Source organism: Enterococcus raffinosus (genome assembly GCF_018917525.1).
Lineage (GTDB): Bacteria > Bacillota > Bacilli > Lactobacillales > Enterococcaceae > Enterococcus_A > Enterococcus_A raffinosus_A.
The window spans coordinates 53,186-67,819 of record NZ_JAHLOS010000024.1 but is presented as its reverse complement, the minus strand read 5'-3'; the positions used below and the strand labels follow the sequence as shown (position 1 = coordinate 67,819).

Below are 14,634 nucleotides of genomic sequence, written 5' to 3'. Positions count from 1 at the left end.
CATCATTTTTAACCCCTCCTTTACTGGACTTCTCTCTTTTAAGTATAACTTGAAAAAAGCAAAAAAAGAGGCACAAATTCGAACTGTTCCGAGTTTGTGCCTCTTTATAAAAATCAAGTGCCTTAAGTTAATGACATTGATCAGGACACCTCCTATTTTTTGTTTCGACAAGTAGGTAATAAACAGTCATGATCGAAACAGAAACGTTGTGACTATTTTTAACTTTATAGTCATAATACCATGATTCTGCTTTTTTTACTAGTAATTTTCTAATTGTAGAAGTGTAGATTCATCAAAATACGAACAAGTTTTCGTTTTTTTATGGTAAAATAAACAAGATTGAACGTCACCGTTGTCGTTGGTAATTAAGTTTTTTTCAAGGCGATTGTGGCTGAATTTCTTTCTAAAATGACTAGGAGGAGAGCAAATGAAATTTTTGCATGCTGCTGATTTACACCTAGACCGCTCATTTGAAGGATTGATGAGTGTGCCTGAGCCTTTTAGCGATAAGTTAATGAACGCAAATCAAAAAATGCTAGAAAATATCGTGGATACAGCAATCACACAAGCGGTAGACTTTGTTTTACTCGTTGGGGATACCTTCCATCAGAATCGCCCAACATTAAAAACTCAGCGATACTTCTTCCAAGAGATGGATCGATTAGCTGAGGCTGCCATTCCGGTTTTTATGAATTTTGGCAATCACGATTTTTATCAGTCAGACCGTTATTGGTTTGCTTTTCCAGATAATATTCAGTTATTTGATGAGGAACAAGTCGAAACGAAAAAGTTTTTAACAAAATCGGGTGAGCAAATTGCCATTACGAGTTTTAGTTATCAACATCCTACAATTGAAACAATGATGACTGAGCAATTTCCTCGAAAAGAAGGAGATGTTGCTTTTCAAATAGGCATGTACCATGGCGGGCAAATGCCTTATGCCCCGTTTCAACTATCAGAAATAAGCGCAAAGGGCTATGATTATTGGGCCTTGGGACATATTCATGTGCCACAAATTTTGTCTGAACAGCCTTATGTAGTCTATCCGGGGACACCACAAGGACATACTCAAAAAGAAATAAATTTAGCGGGTGTGACTCTTGTAGAAAGTCAAGGAAATCAACTGATTCCAAAAGCTGTTTCTGTGGAAGCTGTTCGCTGGGAAAAACAAACACTTTCCTTAGCGAACATAAGACAGCCGAGAGAGTTATTTCCAAGGGTCCGTAATCTGATTGTGGATTGTCCGACTTTGCTGCATTTAGAGCTTAGTGATACCGCTAATTTGGGCGAAGAATTGGCTTATCAAATTAGTTCTGGAGAATTGCTGGAAGCTTTACAGGAGGAAGTTTCTAATGATATCTGTCTGTGGCAAGTGACTTTAGCAGATTCGCCAACGGAACGACCGTATCTTGCAGTCGATAAAAATTTGATAGAGCAGCTGATCGCTACTTATCAAACACCAGAAGTTTTTAATGAATTGCTTAGCGAGCTGGAACAAAATCCTCAGCTCCACCCTTTGATGAATCAAGAGTTCAGGTTGGATACGGTAGAAAGATTGAAAGAAAAAATGCTGCAGAGCTATCGTTTTAGGGGGAACACTGATGTGGATTAAAAAAGCAGAGATCACCAGCTTCGGCAAATGGCGTCAGCAGACCTTTCTATTTGAAAGGAAAAATCAGTTAGTCTATGGCTTGAACGAAGCTGGCAAATCGACCTTATACCAATTTATTCAAGCGATCCTCTTCGGTTTTCCTACGAAACGAAAAAAAGGGCAAGATTATTCGCCAAATGACGGTAGTGGATTTGGCGGACGTTTGCAGATCGTTCATCCAACTTACGGTACTGTCATGATTGAACGTTATAAGCAAAAAAATAAGGGAAAGGCTCAAGTTTTTCTAGAAGACGGGCAGCAGGGCGAAGAGGACCTATTGGAAAAGCTGTTATACCCGTTAACTCAACAGCTGTTTCGTCAGGTTTTTACTTTTCAGCAGGAACAGCTGCAGCAATTGGATGTATTAAGCGAAGAAAATTTGCACGAAGCGTTGATTTCTTTAGGTTTATCTGGCAGCAATGAGCTGTTTGAGCAGAGAATACAGTTGAAAAATAATTACGAAGGTATTTATCGACCTCGTGGGCGTAAACAACCGTTGAACCAAGCATTAGTCACTTATCAAAGTTTACAGCAGAAGATTAAGGAAAAGGAAGCGCAAGAATCCGGCTTTCAGCAGCTTGTTCGTCAGGCCGATGAAGAAAAGCGGCAAGTTGCGCAACAAGCAGCGAAGAATCGTAAATTGCAGGAGCAGCAATTAGTCTTAGAGCAACAACGGATGAATTGGTCAGGCTATGCTGAGCTGCTTGAATTACAAAAGACAGACCTCGTTTCATCAGCAACTGAGGTGGAACAGGCGGAACTACAGGATTTTTATCACGAATACCAGCAATTAATGAAGGAACAGGAAAAATTACATGCGGCCTTGCAACAGCATAGTGGCAATCAAGAATCGGCTCGCTATTATTTTTATTTAGAAAATGAGACGCGTATCCAGCAGCTATTAGATGAAAAAGTGGCGATTACTCGAATGCTGGATGAGGAGCAGCGGATTGCCGTCAAATTAGCGCAAGCAACTGCGATTCCAACAAACTGGCAAGAACAGCCGCCGCGGCCATTTACTAATGAAGCAGCGATTCAACAGCTTTTTGCACCGCTGCAGGCTCAACAAAAAGAGCTGGAGGAGCAAAGAATTCGCTTAGGCTTAGTGAAGGAACAGCGGGATCAGGCAGAGGCTAGTCTAAATGAGTATGAACAAAAGCATCCAGAACTGTTTAATAAGAAGAAAAATCCACCATGGTTGTTTATTGCCGCAGGCGTGAGTTTTATTTTAGCCTTTTTCTTGCCAACACCGTTACGCTATGTTTTGATAGCTGCGGCAATTATTTGTGGAGCAGGCGGTGCATTGAAGCAAAATAAACCAGCCAATAAAGACACCTGGCAGGAAAAATTAGGTCAATTAGATATCTATGAAGGTCAAGTAGCCGAAATGACTGAAAAAGTTGCAAAGAGTCAGCAAAGAGTGCAACGCTTGTTTGATCAGATTCAGACAGAATTACGCCAGAGAAATCTGTCTAGCGCTGAGGATGAATTTGCGGTCGTGCAGGAGAATCAACAGGCACAAAACTATTTGTCACAGCTTCAAGCAAGCAAAGAGTTGCAGCAACGTCAATTGACTTTACGACAAAACCTGATGCAGCAGGAGCAGCGTTTTGAATTCTTAGCTGAATGGCTGCCGCTGCAAGAGAAAAATTTATCAGAAAAGCTTTCAGTACTTGAGCAATTTGCGAAGGAAATGGAGCAGATTCGGTTTGCCCAAACCTACCAAGAGAATACTGTCTTGCAGCAGCGCATTCATGAAGCCCAAAAGCAGCAGCAACTACTTTTGCAGCAACAGCAGTCAGTATTGGATAAATTTCGTTTGGCGTATCCCTCGGAGATTCCAGCATTTTTACAACGTGAGACTGAAGTGCGTCACAAGCAACTTCGTTTGAAAGAATTAACAGAAAGTGTTTTGCCGCTTTTTAAACAAGAGACGACGCTTGCAGAAATTGAAGAATCTTTGCGTATCTTACAACAAGAGATTCAAATCGGTGAGCAGCAGCTGCACCAATTGCAGGAGCAAGAACAGCGTTCACGTTTACAAATTCAACAGATGCAAGCCGATGGAACATTGGATAGTCTTTACCAACGAGCGAGTCAGCAACGAGCATTGTTAGAAAAATTGACGACTGATTATGCAGTAACGAAGTTGGAAAATCAGCTATTACAGGATATTGCAACAGAGTTGTCGGAGCAGCAATTACCGGAACTATTAAAGCAAGCAACAAGCTATTTTCAAGAGTTGACGAACAATGCTCACAGTCGTTTGGACTTTTCGGAAGGAATGTTAACCGTGGATCAGCTCAGCATTTACAATTTGTCAACGGGAACCAAAGATCAGGTTATAATGGCCTTCCGTTTTGCCTATCTAGCCTTGCAGCAAAAGCATCCATTGTGTCCAGTGATCATTGATGACGGTTGGCTGCATTATGATCATCAACGAAAATACCAATTTGCCAAATTATTGCGGCAATTTAGTGAAAAATATCAAGTCATTTGTTTGTCATCTGACCAAGAAATGGTAAGCTATTACCAAGAGCTTCACCAGCCAGTCTGGGAATTGAAGGGAGTCCAACGATGAAAAAAATCAAAGAATTAACGGTCGATGAGCAGTTTGAGATGTATGTATTGATCAAGAATGCGGATGTTCGTTTAGCGAAAAACGGGAAAAAATTTATCGCTTTTACATTCCAGGATACTTCTGGAACAGTTGACGGCAAGTTTTGGGATGCATCTGAAGAAGAAATCAAACGCTATAAGGCTGGACAAGTTGTTTTTCTAAATGGCAAGCGGGAAATCTATCAGGGGAATCCGCAGGTCAAAATCATGCATCTTCGCACAACGAAACCAGAAGAGCCGAATGATCCTGCTCTTTATATGGAGCGCGCACCAATCAAGCGGGAAGAGATGGAAGAAGAGATCAATAAAACGTTGTTCGAGATTACGAACGCCCATTGGAATCGAATCGTCCGCTTCTTATTAAATAAATATCAGAAGGAATTTTTCGAGTTTCCTGCTGCTAAACGAAATCACCATGCTTTTGCTGGCGGCTTAGCTTTTCATACTTTGACGATGCTGCGTCTAGGTAAAGCGATCGTTAAAGAATATCCGCAGCTGAATGCGTCATTGCTATACGCGGGCATCATTATTCACGACTTAGGTAAGGTGATCGAGCTGACAGGGCCTTCGTCAACTGAATATACTGTCGTTGGAAACTTAGTAGGTCACTTGGTTTTAGTAGATGAAGAAATTACCAAGGCCTGTACGGAATTAAAAATCAATGATGCGGATGAAGATATTGTCGTCTTACGCCATATGGTGTTGTCTCATCATGGTTTGTTAGAGTACGGTTCACCAGTTCGTCCAAGAATTATGGAAGCCGAAATTTTGCATCAAATTGATAATATCGACGCATCGATGCAAATGATGTCCAGTGCCGTGAAAAATGCTGAGCCAGGAACATATACGGAACGGCTTTTCGGAATGGATAATCGCAGTTTTTATGTCCCGAAAGATATTTAGAGCAAGCCGCGAGTTATCGCGGCTTTTTATAGTTTTTCTAGATGAGTGAAGTTTATCCAGATGAACTACGTAAAAAAATGCAAATCGAATGAGCTGCGAGGTGAGCAAAGGTGATTATTGAAACAGAAAGATTGTACTTGCGTGAATTACAGCAAACAGATCTTGAGTCGTTAAGTAAAATCTTACAAGATGAACAAGCTATGTATGCATATGAAGGAGCCTTCGATGACAGTGAGGTACAAAACTGGCTGACAAAGCAAATGAAAAATTATAAACGGGATGGTTTTGGATTGTGGGCAGTCATTCTAAAACAAAAGAATGAAATGATTGGACAATGCGGATTGACGTGGCAAGATTTTTCTGGACAAACCGTTTTAGAGATTGGATATTTATTTCAGCGAGAATTCTGGCACAATGGTTTTGCCACAGAAGCGGCAAAAGCTTGCAAGAAATACGCCTTTGAACAGCTGAACGCACAGGAAGTTTACTCCATCATTCGCGATACAAATGTAGCTTCGCAAAAGGTTGCTGAAAGAAACGGCATGAACCGTTGTGGAGAGTTCATGAAGCATTATCGCAGAGTCGACATGCTACATTATGTATATAGGATCAAAAAGTAAGTCGCAGGTTATTGCGGCTTTTTTTTGTTTAATGATAATTTATGACTTGCTTAAGTGCAATGCTCAATCCCGAATTAAAATGAAAGTAGTGGTAAGATAAACATAGAGAAATAAATTTTGTGACTAAAGACTACGTAGTTGCAAATGAGATGAGGTGAAACCGGATGAAGAAAAAGGAAGTAGTTCAAACGGTGGAAGAAACTTTTGATAATGTAGAGATCCCCGCAGATTTATCAGGCTTAACAGCTTCTGAGGTTCAGGAAAAAATTGAACAAGGTCAGACGAATCAAGTGGAAGAGAATCTCTTGAAATCGGATAAGGAGATTATCAAAGAAAATACGATTAATATTTTCAATATTCTTAATTTCGTTTTGGCATTGTTGGTGCTACTAGTAGGCTCTCCCAAAAATACGTTGTTTTTTGGCGTGGTCATTGTTAATACGTTAATTGGGATTATCCAAGAATTACGTGCAAAACACACGATTGATAAATTATCGGTTTTAGCGAAGACGAAAGCGGTCGTTTTAAGAGAAGGGAAATTAAAGCAGATTGACCAAGAAGCGATTGTTTTGGGCGATGTGCTCCATTTACGTAATGGTGATCAAGTGCCAGTAGATGGGAATTTATTGGTTGGTGCTGGTGTTGAGGTGGACGAGTCTTTATTGACTGGTGAAGCGGATCGTGTACAGAAATCGCTGCGAGATAAACTATTTAGCGGAAGTTTTGTGACTGCTGGCGAATGTTTTTATCAAGGAACAGCCGTAGGAAAAGATAATTTTGCTGAACAGTTGACTAGTGAAGCGAAAACGAAAAAAACAGGCAGTTCCGAATTGACCAAAGTATTGAGTCGCATGATCGCAGTTTTGACGATTGTAATCATTCCAGTAGGTTTAGGACTATTTTATAGCCAGTACCAGGCATCTGATTCAATCAAACAGGCTGTTTTAGGAACGGTCGCGGCATTAGTAAGCATGATTCCTGAAGGATTGATGCTGCTGACGAGTGTGGCATTTGCTGTAGGGGCAGCAAATCTAGCAAGGAAAAAGGTATTAGTACAGGCTTTGCCTTCTATCGAAACGTTAGCACGCGTGGATGTTATATGTTTGGACAAGACAGGCACGATCACTGATGGTACATTGAAATTTGAAGAAGCATTATTAGAAGGAATTTCTGATAATCGCTTGAACACAATTATGGGTGCTTTAATGAATCAATTGAAGGATCAAAATGCTACTGCCAAAGCGTTACGAGAAGCTTTCCCAGTTGTTTCTGATTGGGAAGCGGAAAAAATTGTGCCATTTTCTTCGGCAAGAAAGTGGAGTGGAGTAACGTTTAAGGAACAAGGCAGCTTTGCTTTTGGCGCGCCAGAGTTTATTTTCAATAATATGTCTGCTGACATGCAGAATAAGCTTCAGCCTTATTTAGAAGAAGGGCAACGTGTGCTAGTATTGGTGGAATATCCTGGAACATTGGAAGAAGAAATGGTCTATGAACCGCGTCTATTAGCAACGCTGATCATCTCTGATAATTTGAGGGAAAATGCACGGGAAACCTTTGGCTATTTTGAAAAACAAGATGTCCAGCTGAAGGTGATCTCAGGAGACCATCCGCTAACTGTTTCAAAAATTGCCCAAAAAGCAGGAATAAAAAATGCGGAAACTTTTATCGATATGTCTAGCTTAGATGAACCGATTGATTACAAGGCTTTAGTTGACACAACGACGGTCTTTGGACGAGTGACACCAAAACAAAAACAATCCTTGATCCAAGCACTAAAGGGAAATCATACAGTCTGTATGACAGGTGATGGCGTCAATGATGTATTGGCTTTACGTGAAGCAGATATTGGGGTAGCGATGGCAAATGGAAGCAGCGCAGCTCGGGCCGCTTCCGATGTCATTTTGTTAGACTCTGATTTTTCAAGAATGCAAAATGTGTTGAATGAAGGGCGTCGCGTCATCAATAATATTGAACGAGTAGCTTCGATGTATTTGGTGAAGACAATCTATTCGTTAATTTTGGCAGTGATTTTCATGATTCTAACAAACCCTTATCCTTTTGAGCCGGTGCAATTAACACCTATTAACGCATTAACCGTAGGAATTCCTTCCTTTTTCTTGGCATTGAAGCCAAGCTATGAACGCATCAAGGGGGATTTCTTAAATAATATTTTACGGGTGTCTTTACCAGGAGCATTGACTGTTGTTAGTGCGGTAATGATAATTCAATTAGCCAATGTATTATTTGAATTGGACTATCAGGCAACATCCACAATGTCGGTTTTCTTGACGGGGTGTGTCGGGTTGCTGGTGTTGTATAAAGTTTCCTTCCCGTTGGATAAGAAAAAAATTGCTTTGATCGCTGTTTTGAGCACGGCTTATCTAAGCTGTTACCTCTTCTTTAGAGAATTTTTTGATTTCGACAAGCTTTGGAATCGCAATTTATTCTTTGTTCTTCCTTTAACCTTTGGTATTTATTGGTTGTTCAAAGGATTGACTTTTGTAATGGATGTCTTAGTCGGATGGCGCATTCGTTGGCAGGAGAAGCGGCAGGCGAAAAAGAACCCGAAGTCTCGTGTCATTTAATTTTGAAGAGTAGAAAATACTTAAATTAATAAAAAATCCCGGAAAAGGCTTTCTTTTTCGGGATTTTTGGTATAATGAACTAAAAGTATGAATAAAGGATGTTAATCCAATTTTCCATAGGTTATTTAGTGAGTAAGATCGAATCAGTATTGAAAGCAATTAAAAAGCTGGAATTACGTAGTTGGATGGTAAGTCCGCATGAAAAAAATAGTGGGAGTAAGAAGGAGGAATTTATCAATGGAGTTAACAAAATTGCAAAATGGTTCAGACATTCGTGGAATCGCTATCACGGCAGAGGATAAAGTGAAAAATTTGGGTATTGAAGAAACTCATTTGATTGCAAATGGCATTCTAAATTGGTTGTCGAATAAAGGGGTCCCGCGTCCCTTTAAAATCGGGATCGGACATGACAGTCGCTTGACTGGTCCAGAGTTGAAGAATGCCATGATCGCCGTTTTTGAGGCGGCAGGTTGCGAAGTGTTGGATTTTGGGTTGGCTACGACTCCGGCCTTGTTTATGGCAACACAGTTTGAAGAGTTTGCCTGTGATGCAGGGATCATGCTGACAGCGAGTCACTTGCCTTTTTACTTCAATGGGATCAAGATTTTCAGTCAAACTGGCGGTGCGGAGAAAAGTGATATCGCTTATATTTTGACGCACACTGAAGCAAGTGAAGCAGCAGACGGAAGTGTGAAGCAAGCGGATTTGCTGTCACGTTACGCGGCTGATCTAGTTGAAAAAATCCAACGAGGCAGCGGAAATGAACAGCCATTAAAAGGATTAAAAATTGTTGTTGATGCCGGCAATGGTGCCGGTGGTTACTTTGCGGACAAAGTTTTAGCGGTTCTGGGTGCTGATACTAGCGGCTCACAATTTTTAGAGCCTGATGGTCATTTTCCAAATCATATTCCGAATCCTGACAATAAAGAAGCAATGGCAAGTATCAAAAAGGCTGTATTAGACAATCAAGCGGATTTAGGAGTGATTTTTGATACAGATGTGGATCGTTCGGCGATTGTTTCAAAGGACGGGCAGATGATTAATCGAAATAATTTGATCGCGGTTTTATCTGCGATTGTTTTGCAAGAGCATCCCGGGAGTACGATTGTGACAAATTCTCCAACCTCGGATCATTTAAAAAACTTTATCGAGGAAAAAGGCGGCAAGCAATATCGTTATATTTCTGGCTATCGCAACGTCATCAACAAGGCAATCGAACTGAATGAGGAAGGTATCGATTGTCAATTAGCGATCGAGACTAGCTCCCACGCAGCGTTCAAAGAGAATTACTTCTTAGATGATGGCGCCTACGTGATTGCAAAAGTATTGATGCTGTTGCCGAAACTACAAAAAGAAAATCGTGAGTTGACCGATTTGATGGCGGAGTTAGAGCAGCCATTAGAAACCCTTGAGATTCGCTATGCGATTAGCGGAGAGAACTATAAAGAGTATGGTCAAAAAATGATCGAAACTTTCCGGACTGAACTGCCGAAGAAAGCAGGCTTTTCTGTGAACCCTGAGAATCAGGAGGGGGTACGTTTTTCAGTGAATGAGCCTCATGGAAAGGGCTGGATGCTGTTACGATTAAGCTTACATGAGCCTCTGCTAGTCATGCAGGTAGAAAATGATCAAACGGATCAGATTCAAAAACAACTGCCGATTTTCCGAGAAATCTTGGCAAAAAATCCGCAAATTGATTTAGCAAAAATTGATCAAGAATTAAATAAGTAAGAATTCTTGCAAAATGAGCCCCTTCGTCTGATGATAAGAATCAGATAAAGGGGCTTTATTTGATAGTCAAAAAAATAATGGGAGTCGATATTATGAAAATCACACTTGATGAAGCGGCAAAAGAAAAACTTTCAACGTATTTAGGAGTGAATAAACAATTGTTGTTAACTTTTGAGGATGGCGTAGGTCCTTATTCTCAGCATGCGATGATTCATATGCAAACGCAGTTTTCGATTAATATTATTTCTTCGGAAATGGATAAGGCTGATTATGACGGAAAAATTCCTTCCAACATCGGAGATTTTTGGATCAAAGGGTATTCAAAGGAAGATCTGCAGGAAGATATGCGAATCAAATTTAATCCAAGACTCAGCACATTCAGCTTATCTGGTGAAGGCGGCATGATTGATGACAATTTAGGCTTCAAGGATTTTACCAAAAATTAATCTTAGGAGGATCGCCTTTCATTTTTTTTCGGTTCTTTGATATGATGATAAAAAAGCTTTCAGGAAATCAGATAGGATCAAGAAGTGAGGGAATAGCATGGCAAAAATCATGATCGTTGAAGACGAAGCAGTGATTCGTCAATTAATTGGTGAAGAGTTAACCAAATGGAGATTCGACGTTTACCAGACAACAGATTTTAATCAAGTTTTTGAAGAATTTGAACAGATCGCACCGCAGCTTGTTTTATTGGATATTAATTTGCCAGTCTATGACGGCTATTATTGGTGTCAAAAAATTCGTGAAGTTTCCAAGGTTCCAATTATTTTCATTTCTTCCCGTAACACGAACATGGATCAAATCATGGCGATGAATATGGGAGCGGATGATTATGTTACGAAACCATTCCAAGTGGATATTTTAGTGGCAAAAATCAATGCTCTGCTGCGCCGCTCTTATAATTACGCAGAAAGCGGCGAAGAGCTGGAGCACAATGGGATTACACTGAACATTGATAATAGCAGCATGACAATCAATGATGAGGTTGTTGATCTTAGTAAAAATGAATATCGCTTGCTGTTCATTTTAATGAAACAACACGGAAAAATTCTGAGCCGAGATAAACTACTGCGTGCTCTCTGGGATGACGAACGGTTTGTTGATGATAATACCTTAACGGTCAATATTAATCGTTTGCGTCGCAAGATTGAACAAGCAGGCATTGACGATTATATTCAAACGAAAGTCGGGCAAGGCTACATCGTCCCGTAAATGAGGATCAGCTATGACATTTGCAAAGTATTTAAAAGATCGCTTATTTGTTTTGGCGGGATGGGCAGTATTAAGCTTATTGCTGGTTTTTATGGTTTGGTTAACACCGGACCTGCATGGCTTCTGGGACAATCTTGGTTACTTATTGACCTTACAATTATTTTTAGTTGTCCTCTTTTTCACGATTGATTTCTATCGGAAAAAAAAGTGGTATAAGACGTTTGATAAGGAAGAGAATGCGCATCTTCAGCATTTTGTGGAGTCTGCCTCCAGTAATGAAGAGCAGCTGATTCAGGAATACGTGAATCAACAGGTGCGGGAGCATCATCTGATGCTGGAGCAATTATTGGCTAGTCAAAAAGATCAGAAGGATTACATGGATTCTTGGATTCATGAAATCAAGGTTCCGTTAGCAGCGGTGGATCTGATCTTAAATTCGATTGAATTTGATATTCCAGATGATAAGTTCGTCTTATTGCAAAATGAGATTCAACAAATTGATGAATATGTTGAACAAATTCTATATTATTCTCGTTCAGATGAATTCGTGAACGATTACTTGATTCAAGAATATTCCTTGAAAAAGATTATTCAACCAATTATCCGTACTCAGGCTAATTACTTTATCCAAAAAAATCTACAACTAACCTTGGCGGAGCAGGATGCAAAAGTACTGACAGATGCAAAATGGATCGAGTTTATTTTTCGGCAGCTTTTAAGCAATGCCATCAAATATACGCCTGACCATGGTCAAATTAATATTAAAATTGAAGCAAGAAATGGCGGTGTTGCTCTGATATTGCAAGATAGCGGTATCGGAATACCCTCAGAGGATTTAGGAAGAATCTTTGATAAAGGATTTACAGGTGAAAATGGGCGAAAAGCACAACAACATTCTACTGGACTTGGATTATATCTAGCCAAAACCTTGGCTGGCAAGCTGGGAGTCGAGCTGAGTGCAGAATCCACAGTCAATGAGGGAACTACTATGACTTTGTTTTTCCCACGATTAGATTATTATCATGAAGAACGTTAAATTTTTAGTTTTTGATTGCTAAATTTCCTTTTTTTCGCTAAACTATTTCAGTTGTGAATTGAAGGGAGTAAGTTTATGAGTATTTTAATTGCCCTAATACCAATGGTAGCATGGGGAAGTATTGGTTTGGTGAGCGGGAAATTAGGCGGGGACGCCAACCAGCAAACCTTAGGAATGACGATGGGGGCTTTTGTTTTTGCATTAGTGACTTTTTTCATCGTTCAACCAGCAATGAATAGTTGGATAATGTTAATTGGATTCCTGTCAGGTCTCTTTTGGTCAATTGGTCAGAACGGCCAGTTTCACGGCATGAAATTTATGGGAGTATCGGTTGGCTTACCGATCTCAACAGGTTTTCAATTGATTTTGAATACTTTGGCCGGCGCCGTGTTCTTTCATGAATGGACGAAGACGAAGGACTTTGTTTTAGGCTTTATCGCGTTGGCATTACTTGTTTTGGGAGCTTATTTAACGGCTCGTAAGGATGACGAAAGCGGTGTGCAGTCAGACGACAGCATGCTAAACTTTGGTAAAGGTTTCCGCGCATTGATCTTTTCAACTCTTGGTTATGGTGTCTATACGATCATTATTACTTGGGCTGGGCTTGATCCGTTAGCGATTATTCTACCGCAGAGTGTCGGAATGCTAATTGGCGCCAGCTTCTTCGCCTTTCGTAAGGCCAAGGTTGATCGCTATGTATGGCGTAATATGGCTTCAGGTCTATTGTGGGGTATTGGAAATATCTGTATGCTGTTGACTGTTCAAAATATTGGTCTAGCAATTGGGTTTTCATTGTCACAAATGGGAATCATCATTTCAACCCTTGGCGGCATTTTCCTTTTAGGAGAACGTAAAACTAAAAAGGAAATGTACTACGTTATTATCGGCTGTCTATTGATTATTGTCGGTGGTGTCGTATTAGGCTATATGAAATCTTAATACAACATTTTACAGTAATAAAAGCTTGCCAAAGTGATATGGCAAGCTTTTTCTATTGAAACAAATAAAAATCGGATACCTCGTATGAAGTATCCGAAAACGCGTTTTTATTGTCCAGAGTTTAATTCCATTAGTTTTTGTTTTAAGTCGTTTTCCATATGACCAATCTCGATTTCGGCTGCTTGCCGGCGTTCGCGACCTTCTTTTTGGATGCGTAATGTTTCTTCTAATGTTTCGACTAAATCGTTTTGTGTTTGTTGCAACGTGTCTAGATCAACGATACCGCGCTCGTTTTCTTTGGCGGTTTCGATGGTTGAAATCTTCAGCATCTCTGAATTTTTCTTCAATAGATCATTGGTTGTTTCAGAAACTTGGCGCTGTGCTGTAGCAGCATCTTTTTGACGTAATAGTGTCAAAGCAATGGCTACTTGGTTTTTCCATAATGGAATCGCCGTATTGATTGAGGCTTGAATTTTTTCAGCCAAAGCTTGGTTCGTATTTTGGATCAAGCGAATTTGTGGTGCTTGCTGAATCGTGATTTGACGTGCAAGTTTTAAATCGTAGGTACGTTTGTCTAAACGATCTAAAAATTGCGTATAATCGTTTACCACTTGAACGTCCATTTGATCACCAGAAGCTTGCGCTTTTTCTGTTGCGGCAGGAATTGTTGTAAGCTTCATTTCTTCAATCTTCAATTCAGCTGCAGCAATATAAATATTTAACGCATCAAAGTAATCCTTATTCTTATTGTAAAGAGTTTCTAGCATTTGGTTGTCTCTTAGCAGGCCATCTTTTTCCACATTCAATTTCGTTGCGATCTTATCAATCTGTGCACCGATTTTTTGATATTTCGTTGTGATTTCATAAATGGATTGCTTCACTTTACCAAACATTTTTTGGAAAATGTTGCCTTCGCCGACACGTAGTTCATCAGGATTGGCTTCATTTAAGCGGTACATTAATTGATTCAATGAATCGCCAATTGGACCGATATCTTGTGAAGAAACAGTGTTCAGCATTGATTGCGAGAATTCGCTTAACTTTGTTTGAGCGGTTGAGCCATAACTAATCACGGCCTGTGAATCGTTCACGTCGATTTTTTTTGCAAGTTCCCGAGCTTGCGCTTGTCGTTCTTCAGGTAATTTATCCACTAAGCGGTCAGCTTGTTCTTGCGACTGCAAGTGAGAGATTTCTTGTTGTTGAACGGGGGTTAGAGCATCAGTGCCAAAAGGGTTGCTAAGTAGATCGTCTAAAGTGCTGTCGACCGATGTGGTCTCTGGTTTATTTTCCGGTTCCATTGTGTGTCCTCCTGTTCGAAAAAAATCTAGCTTAAGC

Annotated in this window: 11 protein-coding genes; 10 read left to right on the top strand and 1 reads right to left on the bottom strand. The window is 40.1% G+C overall.

What is annotated here, in order from left to right:
* Window positions 1-427 precede the first annotated feature (427 nt).
* The 10 genes from KQI58_RS14735 to KQI58_RS14690 all read left to right on the top strand — a co-directional run bounded on the left by KQI58_RS14735 (window position 428) and on the right by KQI58_RS14690 (window position 13,299).
* Window positions 428-1,612 (top strand): metallophosphoesterase family protein, encoded by a 1,185-nt coding sequence (locus KQI58_RS14735; protein ID WP_216409810.1) that lies wholly within the window; start codon window positions 428-430, stop codon window positions 1,610-1,612.
* Entirely contained in the window at window positions 1,602-4,232 is a 2,631-nt protein-coding gene (locus KQI58_RS14730; protein WP_216409809.1) for an ATP-binding protein, read from the top strand. The genes KQI58_RS14735 and KQI58_RS14730 overlap by 11 nt, the downstream gene beginning before the upstream one ends.
* Entirely contained in the window at window positions 4,229-5,173 is a 945-nt protein-coding gene (locus KQI58_RS14725) for a 3'-5' exoribonuclease YhaM family protein (RefSeq protein ID WP_216409808.1), read from the top strand. The genes KQI58_RS14730 and KQI58_RS14725 overlap by 4 nt, the downstream gene beginning before the upstream one ends.
* A gap of 110 nt (window positions 5,174-5,283) precedes the next feature.
* Window positions 5,284-5,793, top strand: a complete 510-nt coding sequence (locus KQI58_RS14720; protein WP_216409807.1) for a GNAT family N-acetyltransferase — start codon at window positions 5,284-5,286, stop codon at window positions 5,791-5,793.
* Window positions 5,794-5,957: 164 nt separating this feature from the next.
* The gene (locus KQI58_RS14715; protein ID WP_216409806.1) at window positions 5,958-8,378 is read left to right on the top strand and encodes an HAD-IC family P-type ATPase; all 2,421 of its coding nucleotides are present in this window, start codon (window positions 5,958-5,960) and stop codon (window positions 8,376-8,378) included.
* A gap of 237 nt (window positions 8,379-8,615) precedes the next feature.
* Window positions 8,616-10,109, top strand: a complete 1,494-nt coding sequence (locus KQI58_RS14710; protein WP_216409805.1) for a phosphomannomutase/phosphoglucomutase — start codon at window positions 8,616-8,618, stop codon at window positions 10,107-10,109.
* 92 nt (window positions 10,110-10,201) lie between these two features.
* A complete protein-coding gene (locus KQI58_RS14705) occupies window positions 10,202-10,555 on the top strand; it encodes an iron-sulfur cluster biosynthesis family protein (RefSeq protein WP_216409804.1) in 354 nt (117 codons plus the stop codon).
* A 97-nt stretch (window positions 10,556-10,652) separates the two neighbouring features.
* On the top strand, window positions 10,653-11,324 hold the full coding sequence (gene sapR / locus KQI58_RS14700) for a two-component system response regulator SapR (protein WP_216409803.1): 672 nt from the start codon (window positions 10,653-10,655) through the stop codon (window positions 11,322-11,324).
* 13 nt (window positions 11,325-11,337) lie between these two features.
* Window positions 11,338-12,360, top strand: a complete 1,023-nt coding sequence (sapS, locus tag KQI58_RS14695; protein ID WP_216409802.1) for a two-component system sensor histidine kinase SapS — start codon at window positions 11,338-11,340, stop codon at window positions 12,358-12,360.
* 75 nt (window positions 12,361-12,435) lie between these two features.
* Entirely contained in the window at window positions 12,436-13,299 is an 864-nt protein-coding gene (locus KQI58_RS14690) for a GRP family sugar transporter (RefSeq protein ID WP_216409801.1), read from the top strand.
* 107 nt (window positions 13,300-13,406) lie between these two features.
* Here KQI58_RS14690 and KQI58_RS14685 read toward each other — a convergent pair whose 3' ends face one another.
* The gene (locus KQI58_RS14685) at window positions 13,407-14,597 is read right to left on the bottom strand and encodes a toxic anion resistance protein (protein WP_216409800.1); all 1,191 of its coding nucleotides are present in this window, start codon (window positions 14,595-14,597) and stop codon (window positions 13,407-13,409) included.
* Between the last annotated feature and the right edge of the window lie 37 nt (window positions 14,598-14,634).

Coding starts and splice junctions, on each gene's coding strand:
- KQI58_RS14705 (WP_216409804.1), top strand. CDS start 10,202: ATGAAAATCACACTTGATGAAGCGGCAAAAGAAAAACTTTCAACGTAT.
- KQI58_RS14685 (WP_216409800.1), bottom strand. CDS start 14,597: ATGGAACCGGAAAATAAACCAGAGACCACATCGGTCGACAGCACTTTA.
- KQI58_RS14730 (WP_216409809.1), top strand. CDS start 1,602: ATGTGGATTAAAAAAGCAGAGATCACCAGCTTCGGCAAATGGCGTCAG.
- KQI58_RS14725 (WP_216409808.1), top strand. CDS start 4,229: ATGAAAAAAATCAAAGAATTAACGGTCGATGAGCAGTTTGAGATGTAT.
- KQI58_RS14710 (WP_216409805.1), top strand. CDS start 8,616: ATGGAGTTAACAAAATTGCAAAATGGTTCAGACATTCGTGGAATCGCT.
- KQI58_RS14690 (WP_216409801.1), top strand. CDS start 12,436: ATGAGTATTTTAATTGCCCTAATACCAATGGTAGCATGGGGAAGTATT.
- KQI58_RS14735 (WP_216409810.1), top strand. CDS start 428: ATGAAATTTTTGCATGCTGCTGATTTACACCTAGACCGCTCATTTGAA.
- sapS (WP_216409802.1), top strand. CDS start 11,338: ATGACATTTGCAAAGTATTTAAAAGATCGCTTATTTGTTTTGGCGGGA.
- sapR (WP_216409803.1), top strand. CDS start 10,653: ATGGCAAAAATCATGATCGTTGAAGACGAAGCAGTGATTCGTCAATTA.
- KQI58_RS14715 (WP_216409806.1), top strand. CDS start 5,958: ATGAAGAAAAAGGAAGTAGTTCAAACGGTGGAAGAAACTTTTGATAAT.